Source organism: Pseudomonadota bacterium (genome assembly GCA_039028155.1).
Lineage (GTDB): Bacteria > Pseudomonadota > Alphaproteobacteria > SP197 > SP197 > JANQGO01.
In genome coordinates this window covers 57,763-81,302 of the sequence record JBCCIS010000011.1, presented here as the reverse complement: position 1 = coordinate 81,302, position 23,540 = coordinate 57,763, and the positions used below count along the sequence as shown (strand labels likewise).

The window sequence follows — 23,540 nt, the reverse complement described above, 5'->3', positions numbered from 1 at the left end:
CGCACGCCACGTTTACTGAGGAACCGCCATGTACAAGCTCTACGGCGGCACCTTTACGCGCGCCCTTGCGCCGCAAATGGTGCTTGAAGAAGCAGGCCTGCCCTATGAACTCCATGTCGTCGACATGGAAAACCAGGAGTTTCGCGGCGAGGTCTTCCGCAAGATCAACCCGGCGGGCTTTGTTCCGGCTCTCCAGACGCCGGAAGGCGACATCCTTCACGAGGCCGCCGCCATCATGCTCTACCTGACCGACCGCCATGGGTTGGAGGAATTGGCGCCCGCACCGACCGATCCGCAGCGCGGTGTTTTTTTGAGCAAGATCTTTTACTTCACCAACGATATTCAGCCTTCGTTCAAGCGATCCGGCTATGCCTCGCGTTACGCGCTGCGAGAAGAAGACGCACCGGCATTGCGCGAGCAGAGCCGCGAGATTATCTGCGAGCGCTGGCAGATCCTGGAAGACTGGCTTGCGGCAAATGGACCCTATCACCTTGGTGACCGCGCGAGCTGCGCCGATCTTCACCTGGCGATGTGGATGGCTTATGGGTTCGACGAACCTCTGGATTTCAGCGAGCGCTTCCCGGCATCGCGCCGCATGTTTGACCTGTGCCTGGAGCGCTCTGTCTCAGGCCCCATGCTGCAGGGCCTCATGGACATCATGGTCGCGCATCGCGCGGCCTAGAGCAGAACAGATTCGCCTGCCCTAGGGAGCGCCCGTCATCAGCTCGGCGTTCTTCAGGTCTGTCACCAACATGGCGCCTGGCGTGTGGGTGATGCAGATCTCAGGCCTCGCGCGTTCCAGTGCGACTTGAGGCGTTACGCCGCATGCCCAGAACAATGGTACTTCGCCAGGGCGCAGCGCGGCGCGGTCGCCGAAGTCGGGTTCGTCCAATGCGGCAATGCCGATCTCCGCGGGCTTGCCGATGTGGACTGGCGCGCCGTGCGCGTGGGGAAAACGTCCGGTGATTGTCGCGGCGCGCTTCGCATCGTCTGGCGTGAAGGGCCGCATGGAAACGACCATCGGGCCGCCAAACGGACCGGCCTCGCGGGTCAGTATCCGGCTACGATACATCGGCACCGTCGTATCTTGCTCGATATGGCGCAGCGACAGGCCTGCTTCCATAAGAGCCTCTTCAAACGAGAACGAGCAACCAAGGACGAAGGTGACGAAGTCATCGCGCCAGAGGTCCGAGATATCGCTGACATCGCCGTTACGACGGCCGTGGCGAAACACACGGTAGGACGGTAGGTCGCCGCGTATGTCGATCGCCTCGCCTAGATCTGGCAGCGCAGGATCGCCCCGCTCCGCTTGTCCCAGAAGCGGGCACGGTTTCGGGTTCTCCTGACAGTAGCGCGCGAAATCATCCGCATAGTTTGAGGGCAGGATGACGACATTGCCTTGCACAAAGCCAGGCGCCTGGCCGGCTGTATGACCGGTATGACGACCCGCCCGCGCCGCCGAGCGCAGTTCCTCCGACGTCGCAAAGAGCTCAGTCATCAAAAGCGTCCATGTCCGAACTCCGTCTAGTCATCACCCACCTTGCCATAAGAGCGATACCTCGGTGGTCAACGATGCACACCACCAGTTGTAGGTGCGCTTTCCAGGTGCGTCGACCGCATTTTCTGGCCTAGAGTATGGCTCGATCGCCAATCCGGATGCAGGGAGAGAACATCATGACAAAGATTATGGATATTCAGGAGTTCCGGTCGCGCTTGGACAACCGCGACATTTCACGCCGAGACGTCCACAAAGTCTTGGCCTCGGCCGGTTTGGGTACGGTGATGTTGCCGGCGATCCCCGGTGTCGCGAATGCCCAGAGCCTGGGCACCGATGCCGACCTTATGGTGTTTACGTGGGCTGGCTACGATGTCGCTGAGCTGGCAGGCACCTACATCGAGAAGCACGACGCCCTGCCTTCCTTCACCTTGTGGGGTGAGGAAGAAGAGGCTTTCCAGAAGATGCGCGCCGGCTTCCGGCCTGATATCGCCTGGCCGTGCTCCTACAGCCTGAAGCGCTGGTGGGACGCCGGCCTGCTGGCGAACCTGGACACCAGCCGTCTGGAGCATTGGGGTGATGTCTTTCCAACGCTCAAGACGATTGACGGTGCCCAGATCGAAGGCGAGCAGGTCTTCTTCCCGCTCGACTGGGGCAACAGTTCGGTTCTGTTCCGGCCCGACCTTGCGCCGGAGTATGCTGGCGCCGAGAACCACTCATGGATGATCCTGTTCGATGAGAAGTATGCCGGACGTCTCGGCATCTACGACTCCGTCGACGGTGTTTTCGGCGTGGTCGGTGCGGTAATCGGCGCAGAGAACCCGTTCGACATGACCGATGAGGAATTGGAACGCGCGACCGAAATGATGCGCCAGCAACGCGATGTCCTGCGTTGGTACTGGACCGACATCACCGCGGTCGAGCAAGGCCTGGCAACCGGGGAACTCGTCGCGTCCTATGCTTGGAACAGCTCCGTCGTCGAGCTCAAGAAACAAGGCGTCGAGATCGAGTACATGAACCCCAAGGAAGGTATCTACACCTGGGTTTGCGGACTCGTTCACATCGCCACCGGCGAAGGCAATCAGGACAAAGTCTACGATTATCTGAACGCCGTCTCCTCAGTCGAGTCCGGCATTTTCGAGATTACCGAATACGGTTACGGCCACTCCAACATGAAGGCGTTCGAGGCGGTGCCGGCCGAAACTCTGGCCGACTTGGGACTGTCCGATCCACAAACGTTCCTGGCGGACAGCCGTTTCTTCTCTGAGATTCCGCCGGCGACGCGTGAGAAGTACATCGCGCTGTTCGACGAAATAAAGGCTGGTTTCTGACCCGAGCTAACCACTCAGCCGATTTGCGGGCCGGCCATGTGCCGGCCCGCTTTGTTTTGTAGCCGGCATTTCCAAGCGCGGCTGGGCCGCCTATTCTCTCGCCACACGGTCCGGGTTTGAGGGCGATGCCACAAGTCGATCCGCGTGACGATCAAAGCGTCGGCAAGGTACTGGCCAAGCGAGTCGAGAGCCATGGCGACGCGCCGTTCCTGATCTGCGACGACGATGTCGTTTTCTCCTATCGGGATGCGGACCGCGCCTCCAACCGGGTCGCCAACGCGCTCGCGGGACTGGGTATCCAGCCAGGCGAAACCGTGCTTGTCATGATGCCTAACGTGGCGGAGTTCGCGTTCGTTTGGTTGGGCCTCGGCAAGTGCGGCGCGATCCAGGTGCCCGTCAACACCGCCTATCGCGGCAATCTGCTTGTGCATGTGATGAACGATTCCTCGGCGAGCACGATGATCGTCGAGGCGCAGTTCCTGGAACGTGTGGCGGATGTCGCCGACAAGCTGGAACACCTGGAACGCCTGATCGTATTCGATCGCGTTGGTGGCGCCGTATCGATACCGGCGCCCCTCGCCTCCATGCGGCATGTGGACTTCGCCACGCTGCTCGAGGCCCCGGAGACGCCGCGCGAGTGCCTTCCCAGCTATCGCGACATCAAAGCAGTGATGTACACCTCCGGCACGACAGGCCCATCCAAAGGCGTGATGATTACCCATGCCCATGCCTATACCTACGCCCATGGTGGCGTCGATCTGATGGACCTGGCGCCGGGCGATGTCTACTACGCGCCCTTGCCGCTGTTTCACATCGCTGGCCAGTGGGCGATGGTTTATGCCGCGATGATTGGCGGCGCGGCTGCCGTCATCACCGAACGCTTCAGCGTCGAGCGGTTCTGGTACGACGCCAAACGGTTCAACGCGTCCGTCACGTTTTTTCTGGGCGCCATGGCGAACTTCCTCTCCGGTCAGCCCGAACAGCCGGACGACAAGGACACGCCCATCGATCGCGCACTGGTCGTGCCGATGTTCCCTGAGGTCTATGCCTTCGGGAAACGGTTCGGCATGCGCATTAAGACGACCTACGGGTCGACCGAGGTTAACGCGCCCCATCGCCTGGACTACGACCACCCCGACTGGAAGACCTGCGGCTACCTCGATGACGAATTCTTCGAAGCCAAGATCGTCGACGAACATGATGAAGAGGTGCCGAACGGCACGGTTGGAGAGTTTTGTATTCGCGCTAAGGAACCCTGGCTTCTGATGGCAGGTTATTGGCGTCACCCCGAATGGACGGAGACCGCGTGGCGAAACCTGTGGCTTCATTCCGGTGACGCCATGTACCGCGGTGATGACGGTTTCTATTACTTCGCCGACCGTGTGAAGGACTCCATAAGGCGCCGCGGCGAGAACATTTCGTCCATGGAGGTCGAGAACGAGGTCAACAGCCATCCGGCCGTGCTCGAATCCGCTGTCTTTCCGGTACCCAGCGAACACACCGAAGACGAGGTTATGGCGAGCATTGTGGTCAAGGAAGGCGAGGCCCTTGATCCGATCGATCTCATTCGGTTTCTGGAGCCGCGTATGGCCTATTTCATGGTGCCCCGCTTCGTCGACATTGTGACTGCGCTGCCCAAGACACCGACCGGCAAGATCCAGAAGTTTGAGTTGCGCGGCCAAGGCGTGACGCCAACCACATGGGATCGGGAATCCGCTGGAATCAAGCTGAAGCGTTGAGTTTGGCTTGGCCTTCGCGAACAGCGTCGGCGACGCCACCAGTTCACGACACTTGCGGTGACACACGCTGTCGGGTCAGATAGTGGGTGGATATATGTGGGAGTGATGCCGATGGCGAGTCAACGCACCCTGACACCAGACGAGATTGTCGCCTATCACCGCGACGGGTATGTCGTTATCCCAGGTTTCCTGAGCACCGATGAGCTGGCGCCCATGCAGCAGGCGATCCAGGACGATCCCAGCATCGGCGGGCGCCTGACCACGGTCCACGACGGCAGTCAGAAGACGCAGCACGATTATCTAGGGTGGGTGCGCCACGGCGATGACTGGCTGGGCACGTGCACGCGGCTTGCCCGTATCGTCGACGGTGCGGCGACGTTGATCGGGGAGCCGGTCTATCACTTCCATTCCAAGCTGGTGAAAAAACCTGCCGGTCGCAGCGGCAAGGTGGTCTGGCACCAGGATTATGGCGGCTGGTATCAGGACGGTTGCCTGATGCCCGATATGCTGACCTGTATCGTCGCGCTGACGCCGGCGGCCGAGGAAAGCGGGTGCCTGCATATGCTGAAGGGTTCGCACAGAATGGGTCGTGTCGATCGCATTCGCGACGACCACGCCTACGCCAACATCAACCCGGCCCGCCTTACCGGCATGCTCGACCGTTTCGATGATGTGGCGGTCGAGCTGGCGCCAGGCGACGGCCTCTATTTTCATGGCAATGTCGTTCACTCCTCGGGGGACAACAGTGCCGACCATGACCGGTTGCTGCTGGAGTTTTCCTATAACGGCGTGAGCAACGCGCCGGTCTTCGACAACCAGGATCACCATGCCGTCAAGCCGATGGTGATCGCGCCCGATGACGCCCTGCGCAACGGCGACTACGTCGGCGTATTCGGATCAACGCCGCTGAACGATCTTAACGACCCGAACGACGAGGGTTACACCATCTACTACCGTGACAGTTTTCCCGACCTGAGTTGACACGCCGCCTGCTTACGTTTGACCGCCCGACCGGTGGACCAGGAACACGCGAGCGTCGGACGAATAGGCCGCCAGTGGCTCGGCGGAAAGATCGGGATTGTCCGCGATGAACTCATTGAACGCTTCATTTTGGCCAATCGCGCCTTTGTTAAAGCGGGAGCCCCAGTCGTCGAAGAAGATGATGGCCTTGTCTTTAATCAGCGGCGCACAGAACGTCAGCGCCTCCTTCGAAGCGGAGTAGATGTCGCAATCGACCATTATCAGGCTGGCCTTTTCGATCCCCAGCTCCGCAGCCGCTTCGTCTGTCAGCGTGTCTTGAAACCAACCCTTCACCAAGCGGACATCATTAACGTCGACGCCATGATCGCCCAGGTAACGTTCGGTCATGGACATGGCGGATGCGAAACGGCCGGGATCCCAACCCTGCTCGGCCGCCTCGGCGGGCATGCCTTCGAACGAATCAAAGCCGAACAAGGTAATGTCGGAAAGGCCGGCCTTACGCAGGGCGTGGTGCATGCACGACATGGACGTGCCGCGGCTGACACCGAACTCAAGATAGCTGCCAAAGCTGTGGCCGTCTTCCCGTAGCTTCTGAATCGCCGAGTCACATCCCGCCGAATACTGTTGCGAGGACACCAGCGGCGTCCAGCGAAGCCAACCGCGCGCCTGCAGGTGCCATTTGACGCGGCGTGCCAGGGGCAGAAGCCCCGTCGGCTCAAGTAGGCCTCGGAGTACGGAACGCAGACTGGGGCGGTCGTGCCGAGCGGTGTCGATCTGTGCCATGTCGTTGTTGCCGTTAACAGGGGGTGAGTTGGGCTTACCGGCCACAGGAAAACGATCTCGCCTCAGTAAAACAGAGCCAATCTTCCATCGGGTGGGAAAGAGCTCTTTAGAGTGACGCGAAATTGTGCGGATACACTAACTTGGCACGGTACTTTTAACAGCGACTATTCGGTTGCCATCAATAACCCCTTAGGAGAAGGAGCATTTGTCGGTCCGATTAGAACATTGATCGCAGGATCCACGACGACGCCCTACGCTTGGCGACGCGACGGGAGTTAACCTATGCGACGTTGACCTTGTCGCCCTGGATCGGCCGTTCGGCGCCGTCGGCAAACAGGTCGTTGCCGCCCGAAGACAGTTCCTGGTAGCCGTGGATGATGTCATAGGGGTCTTGGAAGTCCTGGACCCACCCCAGGAATGGTTTGTGCAAATTGAAACCCAGCAGGCGCGCCAGGACCTCCGGCATCCGCCGGACTTCGTCAGCGGTGAGCGACAAGTACCAGTTCTGCTCTTGCCTCAGCCAGCCCAGCGCATAGCCGGCGAACATCGCGATGCGCCACTCGTCCGACGTCACGTTACGGCCACCGCCGTGGTAAGTGCCGCCCAGGAAGACGCAGAACGAGCCTTTCGGCATGACCGCTGGGACGGTTTCCTCATTTTGGGGCACACGCTCATCGTCCCAAAGGTGGCTCCCGGGGATCAGGCGCGTCGCGCCGTTCTCTTCCGTAAAGTCCGTCAACGCCCAAAAGGCTGTGCAACAGGCATTGCGTTCACTGGGGTGAGCGAGCGGATATAGCAAATCGTCGCGATGCAGCGGCTGAGGCGTCTCGTCCGGCCCGATTGCCGTGATCGAATTCGAGTTGAGCTGGTAGCTGTCGCACCACGGGCCCAGCGTCAGATCCATGGTTTCCAGTACCTTGTCGTGGACGATGAAGTCCGGGATCGCCTTGCTCTTGTTGAAGAGCGAGTGAAGCCGCTTGGTGTGATAGCCGACGAAATCACCTTCGCCGCACGACTTCTGCTGGAGATAAGGAGCGAGGTCGCTGAGCAGGCGGTCGATCGCGCCGTGGTCGATGGCATCCGCGACAATAACACAACCATCCCGCTTCAAGATCGCATCGAGATCTTCCGCACCAACTGTCGGATCAACGGTTTCGATTCCGGACTGAGCCATCGTAGTCTCCTCCACGACGTCAGATGTCAGATAAGTCTACATGCATTGGGAGGGCGATGCCATGAGCGAGGAAACCACCAACAAGAACCGGTTTGTGGTCGAAAAGGACCGCCATATCGCCTGGCTGATCTTCGACCGGCCGGAAAAACTTAACGCCATGTCGAGCCAGGGATGGCGCGACTTCGGCCGTCACCTGCGTGAATTGATCGAAGACCGCGAGATCCGCTGTCTGATCCTGGCCGGCGAAGGACGCGGGTTTCTGGCCGGTCACGATGTCGGCGAAATGGTCGAGCACGTCGAGCAGTTCGAGACCGGCGAGTACACTCTGGGCGACCTGCATGAAAACCAGAAGTTGCTGCAGGAGACGACACGGCTGATCCGCAAGGCACGTTTTCCCGTCATCGCCGCCGTCCAAGGCGTCGCCGTCGGCGCCGGGTGCGAGGTGACACTCGCCTGCGACCTCGTCGTGGCAGCAGAGGGCACGCTGTTCGGTTTCCCGGAAGTCAATGTCGGTGTCACCATCACCAATGGCGGCACCTGGTTGCTGCCGCGCAAGGTCGGGCTCGCTCGGGCGCGCGAACTTGCCTATACCGGCGACTTCATCGATGCCGAGGAAGCCTATCGCATAGGCTTGGCCAACCGTGTCGTTCCCGCCGGCAACCTGCGCGAGGAGGCTGAGAAGCTCGCAAACCGCATCGCCAGCCGCGCGCCCCTGCCCGTCCAGCTACACAAGACGATGATCGATCGCGGCCAGGAAGCCTCGCTCGAAACCATGCTGAACTTTGAAACGGAGTCCCTGGTCGTCACCGCAAGAACACGGGATCATGGCGAAGGCGCACGTGCCTTTTTCGAGAAACGGGATCCGCGGTTCACGGGAACCTAATCGCTCACGGCCCGGCGTAGTGCCGCGCGGGCCAGAAGGCGTGTCGAATCAAGCGTTGGCAGCGGCGAATTTCTGTCATCGACAACGATCGGCAGTTCCGTGCATCCCAGTATGACCGCGTCGCAGCCTTGGTCACCGAGGCGCTCGATCACCTTCAAGATGTAGGTTGTTGATTCCGGCTTGGTAATGCCGCGCACCAACTCGTCCATGATGATGTGATCGATTCTGCCACGCTCGTCAGCGTCTGGGGTTACGCACCGCAAGCCTTGGCCACGGAGTTTATCGGGATAGACATCGCTCTCGACCAACCAGCGCGTTCCCGTCAGGGCCAGACTGCGGCAGCCGCGACTGACGGCCATGTGGGCGACGACGTCGGCGATGTGCAACCATGGCAGCGGCGAGCGCGGCTCGACCCGATCGAAGGCTTGGTGAATCGTGTTGTCAGGACAGATCAGGAAGTCGGCGCCCGCCGCCGCCAGCTTCTCGGCCGAAGCCAGCATCAGATCGGCAACACCCTGCATGTCACCGCGCCCCAGGCATTCGGTGTACTCCTGCAATGAGTGGGTGTGCATGGTGATTTCGGGATGGGCGTGACCGCCCAACATCGCCGGTCCCTCGGTGCAGATTGTGCGATAGCACAGTGAGGCGCCTTCGGCCGAACAGGCGGCAATGCCGATGTGTTGTGGGATCGCGTCCGCCACGTCAGATGTTACGCATTCGGCAATCTGGCGGTGATCGGACTAGTCGCCCGCTTGTTCAACATGCGTGGCATCGCCGCGAAGTGATGCGTTCAACAGGCGGATGTGCTCGACGCCGATGCCGCAACAGCCGCCGATGGCCGACGCGCCCTGGTCGATCCAACCCCTCGCTTCCTCGACCAGTCCGGCCGGAGGAATGATGTCGTCGAACTGCCATTGCGGCATCTTGAAGTAGCCGGAGTCCGGATAGGCCATCATCGGACCGGACCAGTGTTTGCGCAGGATGTCGAGCGCCGGGCCGATCACGTGAACATTGGTGTGCATCGGTCCCATGACCGCACCGCCGCCGGCCTGGATCGCGGCGTCGACCACCTCATCGAACGGGTAATTTTCCCAGGCGAAGGAGACGACCCGGCCGTCGTCTTCCAAGCGCGCGCTCATACCGACCCAGACAGGCAGACCAGTCTCATGCGCCGCTTCGATCAGGGGCTTCATCTGGGACGGGCGCGACATCATCTCCATGATGATGAGGTCGGCGCCGCCGTCCTTGATGATACCGGCCAACTCGCGGGCATTGGCAACAAGTTGGTCGGGTGACGGCAAGGCATCGGGATCGTTGCGTGCCTCACCGGCGACCATCGGCATCATATGCGACATCGAGGCCGCGACCACGACGTCGCGGTCACCGGCGGCTCGGTCGCGCGCGTCTCGGGCGATCTCGACGGCGCGTCGATTGAGCGGCGCAACCTTGTCGCCCATGCCGGCCGGCCCCAGCATGTTGCGGGAACTGGCATAGGTGTTGGCGGTAATCACGTCGGCGCCGGCGGCGATGTAGTCCTCGTGGACCTGGCGCACGGCATCCGGGTCGACTTCGGTTGCCAGCGCGCACCAGGCATCGTCGTTCATCGGGACGTTGCGGCGTTCAAGCTCAGTGCCCGTGCCGCCGTCCAGGATGACGATCTCGCCTACCGCCAATCGCGCGTGAAGGTCGCTTAGAGCCATCGCCGCCTCCCGGCTATCGATGCGGAAAAGGTTTGGTGCGCCCGCTAGGACTCGAACCTAGGACCCACTGATTACTCCACCACCACGGCTTTCGCCGCCCCTTTCGGGTTTGTGGCCCGGACTATACCTTCGCCCTATCCCATGGGGACGTAGGCGGGTGCCGTCTAGTCTCTACACCTTCCCCAGGACGTGCTCCCTGGGGCTTGGCTCGGGATTGCCACCGGCCTTCCAGCCGCTGAGGGTTCCCCGAATTTGACACCTTGTCACCCGACGGTTTCCCGCCGGGGCTCCCAATCGAAAGTCAGTTGCTCTACCACCTGAGCTACGGGCGCTACCGGGACGGGGTTTTAGCCGATTACGCCGGTAATGCAACAAACCTCTCTCAGCCGCCGAACACCTGCTGCAACAGCTCGGTCGAGCGCGCTACCGGGTCGGTGCGGATCGCCGTTTCCTGCTCCGCGAGGTAATGGAAGATGCCGTCCAGCGTGCCGTCCAGCGCATAGTCGGTGAGATCAGCCTTCACATCCGGCACGAAGGGGATGCTGTCATACTCGCCCATCATGGCGTCATAGGACTGGATAGCGCCGACGTCGCTCAGGCTGCTGTCAACGATGGGGCGCATGCGCGTCTTCAGATCATCGCTCGTGGTGCGCCGGAAGTACTGGGTCGCGGCGTCATCGGGCCCGTTCAGGATGCCGCGCGCGTCATCCAGGGTCATCTGGTCGATGGCGCCGAAAAAGACGTCGACCGCTTCGCCGGACGCTTCCTCAGCCGCACGGTTGATCTTGAGCTCAAGGTCGTCGGCCATGTCCGACATGCCGACCGTCTTCAGCGCGCTCTGCACGGTATCCAGAGAGTCCGGCAGCGGGATGTGAATGGATGGATCGCCGTTGAAGCCATCGACCGCGCCAACCTGGTCGACGGTCCGTTCGCTTGCCAGGCGCAGGGCCTCGCGTAGTCCGGAATCGATCTCGCCATTGCTGAGCCCGGCACCCAGATCGCCACCACCGGATCCGCTGGTGCTCGATCCGGTGCTGCCTAAGTCGCCCAGCGAATCGGTTATGCCATCAAGCAGGTCGTCGGCGCGTGCTGCAATCGGCAGTGTCACGCCGGCCAACGCGCCCAAGACAAAATTACGACGTTTCATGGTCCCTCCCCCAAAAATGCCTCCGCTCTTACGTGATACGGAGCGGCATGTCCCCATGGATCATGCAGCTTCGGTCAAAATGATCGGTCCCCGTTTGGTTGCGACCAGCGTGTGTTCGTACTGGACAGAGCGGTGCTGTGGCGCGGTAACCAGCGTCCATCCGTCTTCGGTGTCTTCGGCCCAGGTCGCGCCAGTCGACAGGAACGGCTCGATCGTGAAAACCATCCCATCGGTCATGATCCGGCTGTCGTGGCGATCGCGCCAAGTCGGGATGACGGCCGGTTCTTCATGGAGACTGCGGCCGACGCCGTGACTCGCCAGGTTGCGAATGAGCGAATAGCCTTTCTTGTCCGCAAACGCTTGTATGCGCGCGCCAATGCGGTTCAGACGACGACCCGGGCGCACCTCGTGGATGCCCTGCCATAGTGCGCGTCGGCCGTCGCGGCACAGTCGTGCGATGTCGGGTTCGACGGGCGGCACCGGGAAACTGCCACCGGTATCGGCGAAGTACCCGCCCTTCTCTGCCGAAACGTCGATGTTGACGAGATCGCCCGGTGCGATCACGCGCTCTCCGGGGACGCCGTGGGCGACTTCTTCGTTGATGCTGATACAGGTTGCGCCGGGGAAGCCGTAGCACAATTCCGGTGCCGCCTGCGCCCCGGCCTCTTCGAGGAGGCGCCTGCCGAGATCGTCCAGTTCGCGCGTTGTCATGCCCGGTTCTAGCGCGTCAGCCATCGCCTTCAAGACGCGCGCGACGATGCCGCCGATCTCCCGCAGCGCCTCAAGGTCGTTCTGGTTCGATATGGTCATAATGCCCCGGAACCCGTTCGCTCAAACGTCGGCCAATACTATAGCGGATTTATGTCACCGCGTTCATAGGCGGCCAGGAAGTCGTCGGCCCAAACAGTCAAATTGCCGCCGGCTATGGCGCCGCGCAAGTCAGCCATGAGCTTCTGGTAGAAGGTGATGTTGTGGATCGTCAGCAGCATCGGTCCCAGCATCTCTTGGCAGCGGAACAGATGATGCAAGTAGCCGCGGCTGTGGCGCGTGCAGGCAATGCACGAGCAGGTCTCGTCCAGCGGGCGTGTGTCGTCCTGGTGTCGCGCGTTGCGGATGTTGACGGTGCCGCGCGACGTAAAGGCCTTGCCGGTTCGCCCGGACCTAGTCGGCAGCACGCAATCGAACATGTCGATGCCACGCTTCACCGCGCCGATGATGTCATCGGGGCGACCGACGCCCATCAGGTAGCGCGGATGGTCCGCCGGCAAGTGCGGCATCGTCATGTCGAGCACATCGAACATCATCTGCTGACCCTCGCCAACCGCCAGGCCGCCGATCGCATAGCCGTCGAAACCGATCGCGGTTAGGGCGTCCGCCGAGGCGTGGCGCAGGTCCTCGAAGGTGCTGCCCTGGACGATGCCGAACAGGCCGTAGCCCGGCCGCTCGACAAAGGCCTCGCGGCACCGTCCCGCCCAGCGCATGGAACGTTCCATCGAGTCCTTCGCGACATCGTGGCTGACCGGCCAGGCGGTGCACTCGTCCAGTGCCATGGTGATGGTGGCGTCCAGATCGTTCTGGATCGCCATGGCGCGTTCGGGTGTCAGCTCATGCCGGCTGCCGTCCACATGGCTCTTGAACGTGACGCCGGCCTCGGTGATCTCGCGCCGCTCGGCCAGAGAGAAGACCTGGTAGCCGCCGGAATCGGTCAGGATCGGGCCCGGCCAATCCATCATGCGGTGCAAGCCGCCCAGCGCCGCGACGCGTTCGGACCCCGGACGCAACATCAGATGATAGGTGTTGGCGAGCACGATATCCGCGCCCGCCCCACGCACCTGATCGGCCAACATGCCCTTGACCGTCGCCGCGGTGCCGACCGGCATGAAGGCGGGCGTGCGCACCGGACCATGAGCGGTCGTCAACGTGCCGGTGCGCGCTTCACCGTCCGTGTTTTGAACGGTCAGGCCAAATGTCGTTGTCGTGTGATTCAAGGAACTGTGGCCGATCCCGCAATCACAACGCCAGCGTATCGGTCAACATCTCGGCTGACGCGCGGGCGGCGCGGCGATACTTTTCCGGCAGCGGCATTTGTCTGAGTGACTCGTGGCTGTAGTAAATCGACACCACGCCATAGGCCACGGTCCAGCACTGGTTCTTACCGGCCTTCGGGTAGTGGCGCTGCAGAGCATCGGCGACAATCTGTGTGAAATCGTCGAGCCAGCCCTTTGATATCGTCCGAAGCGACTCGTTGTTGCGGGCCGCGGCCATCAAGACCTCGGCCACCTGCACATCGTGATTGGTCTCATCGCCATAGTCCCAAAACAGAAAGTCCAGGAGCGCGTTGGCCGGCCGCTGCTTCGGCAAGCTGGCCACCAGTTCGGCCATCACCTCGCGGTAGCGCGCGTCAACGCGCTGCGCCAGCGCATTGATCAGATCGTCCCGATTGCCGACGTAATGACGCAGAATTGACCGCTTAACGCCGGCCTCGTCAGCGACGTTTTCAAGCGATGTGGCGTCCAGTCCCTTGCGTGCCACACAGCGCGCAAAAGCGTCTAGAATCATGGCCGTACGCTCTTCAGTCAGGTCGGGTCTGGGCATGGGCCTCACTTATCACAACAAGACGGTTGGTAAAGATCTGCGTACATTTTCAAGGTTGACAATTTATAGGCAAAACTCAAGATTTTCATATCCGACAATCCACCGGACTAGGCCATGAAACACCTCACATCGATGGCGCCATTGATCCGGCTGATGGCTCCGGCCATCGTCGCCGTTACCATCGGATTGACCTTACCGCTCGTGACGTTGCATGCGGACGATATGGTCATGGATCATGGTGAGATGGGTGGCACCATGAACCACGATCTGATGGAACCCGACCCTCAGGATTTCAGCAGCTGGCAGGGTGAGACGGTCGATGTGATTGGTGCGCGAGTCGTCGACCTGGAGGGCCAGATCCATAACATCGGCATCGCCAACTCGGCCCGGCCGGCGGTCCTCGTTTTCCTCGACAACTATTGTCCCGTCTCCAACCGCTATGCGCCGGAGCTTCAGGCTTTTGCCGATCAGGCGGCCGACGCCGGCATCGAGTTCTATGGCGTGATGTCCGACCCCCTTATCACGCCCGAGGAAGCACGGCAGTTCGCTCGTGACTATGGCATCGGCTTTCCCGTCATCTTCGACGGGTCGGGCGAACTTGCCGTGCGCCTCGACCCCCTGGCGACACCCGAAGCGTTCGTTATCGGCCCGGACAACGAGGTCGTCTATCGCGGCCGCATCGACAACCGGTTCGAAGCCATTGGCGTCCTGCGCAACACCATCACCTCACACGACCTGTTGGACACAATGACCGCGCTTAAGACCGGGGATCCCCTTCTTCCAGAACGCACCATGCCTGTCGGCTGCGTGTTCGAGGCCTGGAACCACGGTATGCCGGAAGAGGTTACCTACACGCGCGACATCGCGCCGTTGGTGAACGCCAACTGCGTGGAATGCCACCGCGACGGCGGCGTCGGTCCGTTCTCCTTTGAGAGTTACGAGCAGCTGAGACGCCGCGCTACCATGGTGAGCCTGGTGACGCTGCAGGGTGTTATGCCGCCGTGGCGCGCGGCCCATGGATTCGGCGCCTTCCGCGACGAGCGCCACTTGAGCGAACGCCAAATCGCCCTGTTGTTGGAATGGTCGAATGCCGGCGCGCCTCTGGGCGAGCAGGCCGATGCCCTGCCCGAACCGTTGTGGCCGGAAGACGGCTGGCAGATCGGCGAACCGGATCTGGTGGTTGAAATGACCGAGCCCTTCGACCTGCCGGCAACCGGACCCGACATTTACCGCTACTTCGTCATCCCCTTCGAGTTGTTCAGCGAGACCGCCATCAAGGGCATGGAGTTTCGGCCCGGCGACACATCCGTCGTGCATCACGCCAACGTTTTCGTCGACTATAGCGGGCGTGCCCGGCGCGAAGACGCCAAGGACGCGGAGCCCGGCTTCTCGGTCTTCGGCACCGGCGGTTTCTTCGACTACAACGGCGAACAGGATACCTGGGGCATCGGCGGATGGACGCCGGGCGCCATCCCTTACACCATGCCCGACGGCTACGGCATGTGGCTGCCGGAGGGCGAAGGCGACATCGTCTTCGAAATTCACTACCACCTGAGCGGCAAAGCGACGGCCGACCAGAGCCGCATGGCGTTCTACTTCGCCGACGAGCCGGTTTCGAAATGGGTCGACGGCTTTGTCATCGGTACACAGTACCTCGACATCAAGCCGGAGGACGACGACTACTGGCGCCAGTTCCACATGGATATCCCCGCCGGCATGACGCTGGTCGACCTCTTGCCCCACATGCATTACCTGGGCAAGGAGGTCATCGCCACGGCAACGCTGCCGGACGGCGAGGTGATCCCTCTGATCCATATCGAGAAGTGGGACTTCCGCTGGCAGAACGTCTACGTCCTGCGGGAACCGCTTCACCTGCCGGCCGGCAGCCGGATCGATGCCTGGTTCAGCTTTGATAACTCGTCCGACAATCCCTACAACCCCGCCGTCCCGCCGGTTGATGTCACATGGGGCTGGGGTTCCAACGAGGAGATGTGTGAGATCTGGGTGAGTTTCGTGCTCGATGACTGGCGCCAACGCGACAGCATCATCAGCGCTTCCTACGACTCCTGGTACCAGGACGCGAGCCTAAGAAGCCCGCCGCCGGATCTGCACGATCTCATAAGTCACTAGAGCAGAGCCGGTCTTGATGGGACCGTTTCGCAACTGCGACAAGACGGGTCAGCCCGCTCTAACGCGGCCCGCCGGACACGGTCATTAGGGGAAATCGACATAGAGCACGGAGCACAAATCAACGCCCCAATACTCTCGATAGTTGCCCCGCTCATCTTCAACATAGATATCGAAGAAACAGTGATTGCCATAGCCGTGCATGGTGATCTCGAGTTCCTCGCCGGGCATCAGGACCTCCGATCCCAGCACATCCTCTTCCCAGTCGTCGGAATAGTCCGGCGACACAAAAATGTAGAACACCGCGAACTTACCGTAGTTGCGGACGTAGAAGTCCTGCACCCCGGCAAAGGCCGGAGCCATGAACAGCACAAACGCGGCGACCGCCATACCCGCACATAGACGTCGATACATGGTGCTAACCTCCCCCTTAAGGCAAAAGTTCGGCCGACTTTAGTCTGAGGCCGTCGCAGAACCAGCCGGTACGTTAGTTTAAGCAGGCGAACGCGAAGGGAAAAGCAGAACTATCGCCTCCTGGTTGCGCTAGAGCGCACCGTCCGGTGACGGCTGCCGCTCCAACAAACAGGCATCGCCATAAGAGTAAAACCGATAGCCCGCCGCGACGGCGTGGGCATAGGCCGCCTTCATGCGCGCGGTGCCGGAGAACGCCGAGACCAGCATGAAGAGCGTCGAGCGTGGCAGATGAAAGTTCGTGATCATACGGTCGACCACCTTGAACCGGCTGCCCGGCACCAGGAAGAGGTCGGTGTCACCCGAGAACGGATTGACATCGCCGACGTCATTGGCTGCGCTTTCGAGGAGACGCACACTGGTCGTGCCGACGGCAAAGACCCTGCCGCCCTGACGGCGCGCGTCGTTGATCGACGCGGCGGCTGCCTTTGAGATCTCACCCCACTCCGCGTGCATCACATGGTCGTCGGTATCGTCGGTCTTGATCGGCATGAACGTGCCGATCCCGACATGAAGTGTGATGCGGACCACGCGAACACCCATTGTCTCGATGCGTGCCAGCAGATCTTCAGTGAAGTGCAGTCCGGCTGTTGGCGCCGCGACGGCGCCGGTCTGCACCGCATAGACCGTCTGGTAGTCCTGCCGGTCGCGGTTCTCCGGACCCGCCTTGCGGTCGATATAGGGCGGCAGGGGCATGATGCCGTGACGATCCAGGAGGGTCATGAGGTCGGCGTCGCCTGTCGCGAACAAGAGCGTCACCGCACCGCCCTCACCCTTGGCGGTGACGTCAGCCGAGAATCCGTCGGCGAAGGCGATCGAGACGCCGGCCTTCAACTTGCGCGCCGGGCGCGCCAGCGCCTGCCAGGTGCCATCGGCATTGGCGCGCGTCAGCGTAACCTCGACCTTGCCATCGCCCTTCTTCCCAGAAAGGCGGGCCGGGAAGACCCGGGTGTCGTTGACGACGAGAACGTCACCAGCGCTCAGATAGCCCGTGAGGTCACCGAAGACACGATCCTCGAACCGGCCGTCGCCGCGCACCACGAGCATCCGCGCGGCATCGCGCGGCTCGACCGGGTGGTCGGCGATCAGGTGATCGGGAAGATCGAAATCGAACTGGTCGACCCGCATGGGTCAGCGAACCTGTTGGCGGGGCCTTCGGTCAATCGCCGTCGGCGGTCTGGCGCTGATGGCGCTGCACTGCCTCGTCCAGTCGACGGACGACACGCTCCGGCACGAAACTGTCATAGGCACCGCCTAGCAGCGCGATCTCCTTGACCAGCTTCGACGCAATGAAGGTGTGGTTCTCAGACGCCATCAGGAACACGGTCTCGATCTCATCGTCGAGCCGGGCGTTCATGCCGGCCATCTGAAACTCGAAATCGAAGTCGGATACCGCGCGCAGGCCGCGCACGATGATGCCGGCGTCACACGCCTGGGCGAAGTGCATAAGGAGGCCACGAAACGGCCGGACCTCGACTTCGGCAAGACCGTCGCCGTCGAAGTCGGCGATCTCGTCGGCCACCATTTGAACCCGTTCGTCCAGACTGAACAACGGCCCCTTCCCGGCGTTGATCGCGACGCCGACCACAAGCTTGTCGACCAGCTTGCGCGAACGTTTGATGACATCCAGATGACCGTTGGTGATCGGATCGAAGGTGCCGGGATAGATGCCGATACGCTGCTTCGCCATGGTGCTCACAGCCTTTCTGACAGGAAATTTGTGCAGTGCATCATGACGAGGATGCGCGCCCTGGACAAGGGTCGTGTGATTCCGTGGTTACGCCTCGTCATCCGGGGGCCCTTCGACCCCCGTCTCATCAGCGAACTCACTATCAGTCTGACCTTCAGTCAACGCCTCCTCGTCATCGTCTTCGCCGGCCTCTTCGTCGTCGATATGGGCGACGGAGACGACCGTCTCGTCCTTTGCGACGCGGAAGATGGTGACGCCCCGCGACTTGCGGCCGGTCTGACGGATTTCATCGACGGAGCTTCTGATGATCTGGCCGCCGTCGGAGATCAGGACAATCTGGTCGCCGTCGGCGACCGGGAACGCGGCGACGACCTCGGCACGCGGTTTCTTGGCGCCGCGCCCCAGTTCCAGGTTGTCGATGCCTTTGCCGCCACGGCCCGTCACCCGATATTCGTAGGCCGACGTGCGCTTGCCGAAGCCGTCATTGGCGACCGACAGCAGGAACTGTTCGCGCGCCTTCATGTCCTGGAAGTCGGCTTCCTCCAGCACGACCTCGTCGGTCGCGGCATCCTCGTCGCCAGTGGCCTCTTCGACAATCGTGTCATCGGCCTCAGCATCGTCATCTTCGGCGCCGTTGGCGCGGCGTTCCATGTTGATGCGTTTCATGTAAGCGCGACGTGTCGGCGCGTCGATCTCGACATGGTCCAGAATGGTCATGCCGAGCACCTCGTCGCCCTTGGCGAGGCGTATGCCGCGCACGCCCGACGACGAGCGGCCGGAGAAGACGCGCACGTCGTCGACCCGGAAACGGATGCACTTGCCCTGGCGGGTGAACAGCAGGACATCCTGGTCGGGCCGGCAGGTTTCAACGCCGATCAGGCGCTCGCCCTCGTCCAGTTTCATGGCCATCAGGCCGTTGGCGCGGATGTTGGCGAAGTCGGACAACAGGTTGCGGCGCACCGAACCGTGGGCCGTCGCGAACATGATGTGATAATCGCCCCAGCTCTCCTCGTCCTCCAGCATCGGCATGACGGTGGAGATGGTCTCGCCCTCTTCCAAGGGGAGCAGGTTGACGAAGGCTTTGCCGCGCGATTGTGGGGTCGCCATGGGCAGACGATACGTCTTCAGGCGATAGGCCTTGCCTGCGGTCGAGAAGAACAGCACCCAGGCGTGGGTGTTGACGATGAAGACGCGGCTGACGAAATCCTCATCGCGGGTCGCCATGCCGGAACGGCCTTTGCCGCCGCGCCGCTGGGCGCGATAAGCCGCCAACGGTACGCGCTTGACGTAGCCCTTGTGGCTGACGGTGACGACCATGTCCTCGCGCTGGATCAGGTCTTCGTCGTCCTGGTCCGCCTCGGCCTCGGCAAGCTGGGTACGGCGGGGGTCGGCGAACCGGTCCTTGATGTCCAGCATTTCCTCGCGGATCACTGTCATCAGGCGGTCGCGCGAACGCAGGATATCCAGGTACTCGGAGATGTGTTCGACGAGCTCATTGAGCTCCTCGACGATCTTCTCGCGTTCCAGGCCGGTCAGGCGCTGCAGGCGCAGTTCGAGGATGGCGCGGGCCTGCTCCTCGGAGAGTTTGTAACTGCCTTTCTTTGCGATAGCGGCGGCCGCCTCGTCACCCTCGACGAGCGCGATGAGCGGTACGATGTCGCCAGTCGGCCAGTCGCGCGCCATCAGCTTTTCGCGGGCTTCGACCGGGTCCGCGGCATTGCGGATCAAGGCGACGACCTCATCAACATTGGCGACGGCGACGGTCAGACCCAGCAGCAGATGGGCGCGCGCTCTGGTCCGGCCCAGCAGGTACTTTGTGCGTCGGGTGACGACTTCTTCGCGGAAGCGGACGAACTGCTCGATGATCTCGCGTAGCGTCAACAGGATCGGTTTGCCATTGACCAGCGCCAGCATGTTGCAGCCGAACGAGGTCTGCAGCGGCGTGAACCGGTAGAGCTGGTTCAGGACGATCTCGGCCATGGCGTCGCGTTTGATCTCGATGACGACGCGCACGCCCTGGCGCGCGGATTCATCGCGCAGGTCGGAAATGCCCTCGATGCGCTTGTCACGTACCAGTTCGGCGATGCGTTCCAGAAGCCTGGCCTTGTTCACCTGATACGGCACCTCAGTGACCACGATGGCCTCGCGGTCCTTCCGGATTTCCTCGATGTGCACCTTGGCGCGCATGATGACCGAGCCGCGGCCTGTCTCGTACGCGCTTCGGATGCCGCCGGCCCCCATGATCAGGCCACCGGTTGGGAAGTCAGGACCGGGCACATAGCGCATCAGGTCCATGGACGAGACGCCGGGGTTGTCGATGAACGCGCAACAGGCGTCGATCACCTCGCCCAGATTGTGCGGCGGGATGTTGGTCGCCATGCCGACGGCGATACCGCCGGCGCCGTTGACCAGCAGATTGGGGAAGCGTGCCGGCAGGACCGACGGTTCGCTCTCGCTGCCGTCATAGTTGTCGCGGAAGTCGACGGTATCCTTGTCGATGTCCTCGAGCAGCGTCTCCGCGACCTTGGCGAGCCGCGCCTCGGTGTAGCGCATGGCCGCTGGCGGGTCGCCGTCCATCGAGCCGAAATTGCCCTGGCCGTCGATCAGCAGCAGACGCAGCGAGAAGTCCTGCGCCATACGGACCATGGCGTCATAGATCGCACTGTCGCCATGGGGGTGATACTTGCCCATGACGTCACCGATGATACGCGCCGATTTGCGGTAGGCCTTGTCGGAGGTATAGCCCTCCTCGTGCATGGCATAGAGGATGCGCCGCTGCACCGGCTTCAGCCCGTCGCGCACGTCCGGAAGCGCGCGCGCGACGATGACGCTCATGGCGTAATCGAGGTAACTGCGCCGCATTTCGTCTTCGATCGTGATCGGCGCGACGTCAGACGACTCGGGAGGTGGGATCTCGGTCAAGGTGGTGCGTATTTCTACAAGATGTTGTGGTGGCGCAGTTTTTCGGCCACCAGATCCTAGGCATTTGAAGCGCGAAGTTTACCATTCTTCGCAGCCGCGAACAAACTCTGTGAGAGGTCGGTTTACCGTCGCGACGGCGGATGATTTTCGTTCGCGCAAGCCCTGTATGGCTGTATCTTTTCTCTCGCGGGCGTTGTGGATTCGAGGGGGGCTCGGATAATGGCCGATCGCACGTTTGAACTCGGGCTCGTAATGGCCGGCGCCATCTCCGGCGGCGCCTACGCCGCCGGTGTGGTCGACTTCCTGATCCAGGCGCTCGACGCCTGGTACGCCGAAAAAGCTGACGGCTCGACGCCGATCTTGCCGCACGATGTCAAGCTGCGTGTCATGTCGGGCGCGTCGGCAGGCGCCATGTGTACGGCGCTGGCGGCGGTCGCGCTAAATGCCAAGACCGAGCCCGTCAATGACGTGACCGAGCCACCGGATCCCAGCCGCAACCGCCTGTTTCATTCATGGGTCGAACAAATCGACATCAGCCACCTGCTGGGCGCACAAGACCTCCATCCCGGCGAACCCGTCTGTTCAGCGCTGGACTCAACGGTCCTGCGCGAGATCGCGATGTGTGGCCTGAAGATGGACCCCTTGTCCAAGGCACGGCCTTACGTCGACGACGACCTCGCTGTGTTCCTCACGGTCGCGAACCTGCGTGGCGTGCCCTACGGCTTTGGCCTGGAAGGTGACCCCGGCGCGTCGCGCTACGGCATGCTGGCCCATGCCGATCATATGCGTTTCAAAGTAACGCGCAGCGATGGTGGCGATCCGTTGTACGACCTGCTCAACCCGGACAAACTTTGCCGAGAAGGCAAGGTGGACGAGAACTGGCGCACCTTGGCTGATGCCGCCTTGGCCAGCGGCGCCTTTCCCATTGGATTGCAAGCCCGCGAGCTCACGCGTCCAGTCGGGCAATACAAGGAGCGCCTCGACTTCGAGGGTGCATCTAGTTTGCCGGGGGCCGATTCCGCACCATACGACTTCCTCTGTGTCGATGGCGGCCTGATGAACAACGAGCCACTGGAGCTCGCGCGTCGATATCTCGAGGGCGGCGATGGTCAACACGGTGATTCCGCCTGCACCGACGCGCACCGGGCCGTCATCATGATCGACCCGTTCCCAAACAAGGTCGATCTCGAAAAGGAAGACAAGTTGTCAGACGACGTCCTGATCATCGCGTCGTCCATGTTCAACGCGCTGGTCAATCAAGCCCGGTTCAAGCCATCGGAGCTTGAGATCGCCGGCGACACGAGCGACTACAGTCGCTTCATGATCGCACCGACACTTCGCAACGAGCAAAAGAAACTCATAGAGCCGGCGATGATGGCCTCGGTCCTCGGTGGCTTCGGCGGCTTTTTGGCCAAAGCTTTCCGTCAGCACGACTTCCAGCTGGGTCGACGAAACTGTCAGAGATTCTTAAGCCAGCATTTCGCACTGCCCGAAGACAACAAGGAGATCTTCGCCGGCGTCGATCAGGAGACGCTGAAGCAATTCCGCATCTACGATGAGGAAAATGAACGGCATCGCTTTGCCGATGACGGGACGACGCATCTGATCCCGATCATTCCCTTATGCGGCGATGCAAAACCTCGCGTTGCGGTTCCAGAACGCCCCCCGACAAGCGTGGTGAACCTGGACGAACTCAGTAGCGACATCAGAAAGCGGGCGCGCCGCGTGGCGCATCAGATGATCGACACCAAGGTGAACGGCCTGGCGGCCCGTCTTGCGGCAAAAGGCGTCTACCTCTGTTTTGGCCAATCCCGGCTTGAGAGACTGGCGCGGTCCAAAATCAACGAAGCGTTGGAGAAGCTTCGCTAGAACGGGATCTCGTCGTCGATGTCGCTGCCGGCGCCACCGCCACCCATACCGCCGGCATCGCCGCCGCCCTGATTATAGCCGGAGTAGTCGTCGCCGCCGCCTCCGCCGCCATAACCGCCACCGCCCTCGCCGCGGCTGTCGAGCATCTGCAGATCACCGCGGAAGCGCTGGACCACGACCTCGGTCGAGTACTTGTCCTGACCTGACTGATCCTGCCACTTGCGGGTCTGGAGCTGGCCCTCCAGATAGATCTTCGAGCCCTTCTTCAGGTACTTCTCGGCAACATCGCACAGGTTAGGATTGAAGATCACCACCCGGTGCCATTCCGTGCGCTCCTTACGCTCACCGGACTGACGGTCCTTCCATGACTCCGAGGTCGCGAGCGACAAGTTACACACAGGGTCGCCGCTGTTGAGGCGTCGGATTTCCGGATCGCGGCCGAGATTCCCCACCAAAATGACTTTGTTCACGCTGCCGGCCATGTTCTACTCCTGTTCCTCGACGTTTTCGGCACCTTAGCTGACTGCCCCGGACGTGTCATCCATGGCGAATCGACCGTCGTAGGACACACTAGCGGGACCGAAAAAGCACCCCTGGCAAGGCGCGCTGGACGTCGATTTCCGTGGGTAACTT

General features: G+C 61.7%; 21 protein-coding genes. 7 read left to right on the top strand and 14 right to left on the bottom strand.

All coding sequences use genetic code 11. The features are described from left to right. Positions 1-28: 28 nt before the first annotated feature. Entirely contained in the window at positions 29-682 is a 654-nt protein-coding gene (locus tag AAF563_08315; GenBank protein ID MEM7121262.1) for a glutathione S-transferase family protein, read from the top strand. Positions 683-703: 21 nt separating this feature from the next. Here AAF563_08315 and AAF563_08310 read toward each other — a convergent pair whose 3' ends face one another. Beyond that, complete coding sequence (locus tag AAF563_08310; protein ID MEM7121261.1) at positions 704-1,498, bottom strand: putative hydro-lyase; 795 nt, start codon at positions 1,496-1,498, stop codon at positions 704-706. Positions 1,499-1,674: 176 nt separating this feature from the next. Here AAF563_08310 and AAF563_08305 point away from each other — a divergent pair, with 176 nt between their 5' ends. The 3 genes from AAF563_08305 (at position 1,675) to AAF563_08295 (ending at position 5,546) form a co-directional block, all read left to right on the top strand. Next, on the top strand, positions 1,675-2,826 hold the full coding sequence (locus AAF563_08305; protein MEM7121260.1) for an extracellular solute-binding protein: 1,152 nt from the start codon (positions 1,675-1,677) through the stop codon (positions 2,824-2,826). Between the two features lie 125 nt (positions 2,827-2,951). Continuing rightward, complete coding sequence (locus AAF563_08300; GenBank protein MEM7121259.1) at positions 2,952-4,565, top strand: AMP-binding protein; 1,614 nt, start codon at positions 2,952-2,954, stop codon at positions 4,563-4,565. 111 nt (positions 4,566-4,676) lie between these two features. After that, a complete protein-coding gene (locus AAF563_08295) occupies positions 4,677-5,546 on the top strand; it encodes a phytanoyl-CoA dioxygenase family protein (protein ID MEM7121258.1) in 870 nt (289 codons plus the stop codon). Positions 5,547-5,558: 12 nt separating this feature from the next. Here the strand turns inward: AAF563_08295 and AAF563_08290 are convergent, their stop codons facing one another. Then, the gene (locus AAF563_08290; GenBank protein MEM7121257.1) at positions 5,559-6,329 is read right to left on the bottom strand and encodes a TylF/MycF/NovP-related O-methyltransferase; all 771 of its coding nucleotides are present in this window, start codon (positions 6,327-6,329) and stop codon (positions 5,559-5,561) included. Positions 6,330-6,609: 280 nt separating this feature from the next. After that, on the bottom strand, positions 6,610-7,503 hold the full coding sequence (locus tag AAF563_08285; GenBank protein MEM7121256.1) for a phytanoyl-CoA dioxygenase family protein: 894 nt from the start codon (positions 7,501-7,503) through the stop codon (positions 6,610-6,612). A gap of 61 nt (positions 7,504-7,564) precedes the next feature. Between AAF563_08285 and AAF563_08280 the strand changes: the two genes are divergently transcribed. Beyond that, complete coding sequence (locus AAF563_08280; GenBank protein MEM7121255.1) at positions 7,565-8,386, top strand: enoyl-CoA hydratase/isomerase family protein; 822 nt, start codon at positions 7,565-7,567, stop codon at positions 8,384-8,386. Here AAF563_08280 and AAF563_08275 read toward each other — a convergent pair. The 6 genes from AAF563_08275 to AAF563_08250 all read right to left on the bottom strand — a co-directional run bounded on the left by AAF563_08275 (position 8,383) and on the right by AAF563_08250 (position 13,828). Next, on the bottom strand, positions 8,383-9,075 hold the full coding sequence (locus AAF563_08275) for an amino acid racemase (GenBank protein ID MEM7121254.1): 693 nt from the start codon (positions 9,073-9,075) through the stop codon (positions 8,383-8,385). The two genes, AAF563_08280 and AAF563_08275, sit on opposite strands and share 4 nt — an antisense overlap. Positions 9,076-9,126: 51 nt before the next feature. Next, positions 9,127-10,086: a homocysteine S-methyltransferase family protein gene (locus AAF563_08270; protein MEM7121253.1), complete on the bottom strand. Its 960-nt coding sequence runs from the start codon at positions 10,084-10,086 to the stop codon at positions 9,127-9,129. A 382-nt stretch (positions 10,087-10,468) separates the two neighbouring features. Beyond that, entirely contained in the window at positions 10,469-11,233 is a 765-nt protein-coding gene (locus AAF563_08265; GenBank protein ID MEM7121252.1) for a DUF4197 domain-containing protein, read from the bottom strand. Between the two features lie 60 nt (positions 11,234-11,293). Next, a complete protein-coding gene (gene map / locus AAF563_08260; GenBank protein ID MEM7121251.1) occupies positions 11,294-12,043 on the bottom strand; it encodes a type I methionyl aminopeptidase in 750 nt (249 codons plus the stop codon). Positions 12,044-12,081: 38 nt separating this feature from the next. Then, the gene (gene tgt, locus AAF563_08255; GenBank protein ID MEM7121250.1) at positions 12,082-13,221 is read right to left on the bottom strand and encodes a tRNA guanosine(34) transglycosylase Tgt; all 1,140 of its coding nucleotides are present in this window, start codon (positions 13,219-13,221) and stop codon (positions 12,082-12,084) included. A 22-nt stretch (positions 13,222-13,243) separates the two neighbouring features. Then, positions 13,244-13,828 carry a TetR/AcrR family transcriptional regulator gene (locus tag AAF563_08250; protein ID MEM7121249.1) on the bottom strand — a complete coding sequence of 195 codons (585 nt, stop codon included), beginning with the start codon at positions 13,826-13,828 and terminating at the stop codon, positions 13,244-13,246. 114 nt (positions 13,829-13,942) lie between these two features. Here AAF563_08250 and AAF563_08245 point away from each other — a divergent pair, with 114 nt between their 5' ends. Further along, positions 13,943-15,958 carry a redoxin domain-containing protein gene (locus tag AAF563_08245; protein ID MEM7121248.1) on the top strand — a complete coding sequence of 672 codons (2,016 nt, stop codon included), beginning with the start codon at positions 13,943-13,945 and terminating at the stop codon, positions 15,956-15,958. 84 nt (positions 15,959-16,042) lie between these two features. On the opposite strand, the gene AAF563_08240 is transcribed toward AAF563_08245, so the two are convergent. From AAF563_08240 to gyrA, 4 genes are all read right to left on the bottom strand, one after another. Next, on the bottom strand, positions 16,043-16,369 hold the full coding sequence (locus tag AAF563_08240) for a hypothetical protein (GenBank protein ID MEM7121247.1): 327 nt from the start codon (positions 16,367-16,369) through the stop codon (positions 16,043-16,045). Positions 16,370-16,498: 129 nt separating this feature from the next. Then, positions 16,499-17,554 (bottom strand): tRNA preQ1(34) S-adenosylmethionine ribosyltransferase-isomerase QueA, encoded by a 1,056-nt coding sequence (gene queA / locus AAF563_08235; protein ID MEM7121246.1) that lies wholly within the window; start codon positions 17,552-17,554, stop codon positions 16,499-16,501. Positions 17,555-17,585: 31 nt separating this feature from the next. Beyond that, positions 17,586-18,116: a pantetheine-phosphate adenylyltransferase gene (coaD, locus tag AAF563_08230; GenBank protein ID MEM7121245.1), complete on the bottom strand. Its 531-nt coding sequence runs from the start codon at positions 18,114-18,116 to the stop codon at positions 17,586-17,588. 87 nt (positions 18,117-18,203) lie between these two features. After that, positions 18,204-21,038 carry a DNA gyrase subunit A gene (gene gyrA / locus AAF563_08225; protein ID MEM7121244.1) on the bottom strand — a complete coding sequence of 945 codons (2,835 nt, stop codon included), beginning with the start codon at positions 21,036-21,038 and terminating at the stop codon, positions 18,204-18,206. 219 nt (positions 21,039-21,257) lie between these two features. Here gyrA and AAF563_08220 point away from each other — a divergent pair, with 219 nt between their 5' ends. Then, positions 21,258-22,907 (top strand): patatin-like phospholipase family protein, encoded by a 1,650-nt coding sequence (locus AAF563_08220; protein MEM7121243.1) that lies wholly within the window; start codon positions 21,258-21,260, stop codon positions 22,905-22,907. On the opposite strand, the gene ssb is transcribed toward AAF563_08220, so the two are convergent. Further along, a complete protein-coding gene (gene ssb / locus AAF563_08215; protein ID MEM7121242.1) occupies positions 22,904-23,389 on the bottom strand; it encodes a single-stranded DNA-binding protein in 486 nt (161 codons plus the stop codon). The genes AAF563_08220 and ssb overlap by 4 nt on opposite strands. Between the last annotated feature and the right edge of the window lie 151 nt (positions 23,390-23,540).

Excerpts from the sequence above, each read along its gene's own strand:
- AAF563_08315 (MEM7121262.1), top strand. The coding sequence starts at position 29 with ATGTACAAGCTCTACGGCGGCACCTTTACGCGCGCCCTTGCGCCGCAA.
- AAF563_08310 (MEM7121261.1), bottom strand. The coding sequence starts at position 1,498 with ATGACTGAGCTCTTTGCGACGTCGGAGGAACTGCGCTCGGCGGCGCGG.
- AAF563_08305 (MEM7121260.1), top strand. The coding sequence starts at position 1,675 with ATGACAAAGATTATGGATATTCAGGAGTTCCGGTCGCGCTTGGACAAC.
- AAF563_08300 (MEM7121259.1), top strand. The coding sequence starts at position 2,952 with ATGCCACAAGTCGATCCGCGTGACGATCAAAGCGTCGGCAAGGTACTG.
- AAF563_08295 (MEM7121258.1), top strand. The coding sequence starts at position 4,677 with ATGGCGAGTCAACGCACCCTGACACCAGACGAGATTGTCGCCTATCAC.
- AAF563_08290 (MEM7121257.1), bottom strand. The coding sequence starts at position 6,329 with ATGGCACAGATCGACACCGCTCGGCACGACCGCCCCAGTCTGCGTTCC.
- AAF563_08285 (MEM7121256.1), bottom strand. The coding sequence starts at position 7,503 with ATGGCTCAGTCCGGAATCGAAACCGTTGATCCGACAGTTGGTGCGGAA.
- AAF563_08280 (MEM7121255.1), top strand. The coding sequence starts at position 7,565 with ATGAGCGAGGAAACCACCAACAAGAACCGGTTTGTGGTCGAAAAGGAC.
- AAF563_08270 (MEM7121253.1), bottom strand. The coding sequence starts at position 10,086 with ATGGCTCTAAGCGACCTTCACGCGCGATTGGCGGTAGGCGAGATCGTC.
- AAF563_08265 (MEM7121252.1), bottom strand. The coding sequence starts at position 11,233 with ATGAAACGTCGTAATTTTGTCTTGGGCGCGTTGGCCGGCGTGACACTG.
- map (MEM7121251.1), bottom strand. The coding sequence starts at position 12,043 with ATGACCATATCGAACCAGAACGACCTTGAGGCGCTGCGGGAGATCGGC.
- AAF563_08250 (MEM7121249.1), bottom strand. The coding sequence starts at position 13,828 with ATGCCCAGACCCGACCTGACTGAAGAGCGTACGGCCATGATTCTAGAC.
- AAF563_08245 (MEM7121248.1), top strand. The coding sequence starts at position 13,943 with ATGAAACACCTCACATCGATGGCGCCATTGATCCGGCTGATGGCTCCG.
- AAF563_08240 (MEM7121247.1), bottom strand. The coding sequence starts at position 16,369 with ATGTATCGACGTCTATGTGCGGGTATGGCGGTCGCCGCGTTTGTGCTG.
- queA (MEM7121246.1), bottom strand. The coding sequence starts at position 17,554 with ATGCGGGTCGACCAGTTCGATTTCGATCTTCCCGATCACCTGATCGCC.
- coaD (MEM7121245.1), bottom strand. The coding sequence starts at position 18,116 with ATGGCGAAGCAGCGTATCGGCATCTATCCCGGCACCTTCGATCCGATC.
- AAF563_08220 (MEM7121243.1), top strand. The coding sequence starts at position 21,258 with ATGGCCGATCGCACGTTTGAACTCGGGCTCGTAATGGCCGGCGCCATC.
- ssb (MEM7121242.1), bottom strand. The coding sequence starts at position 23,389 with ATGGCCGGCAGCGTGAACAAAGTCATTTTGGTGGGGAATCTCGGCCGC.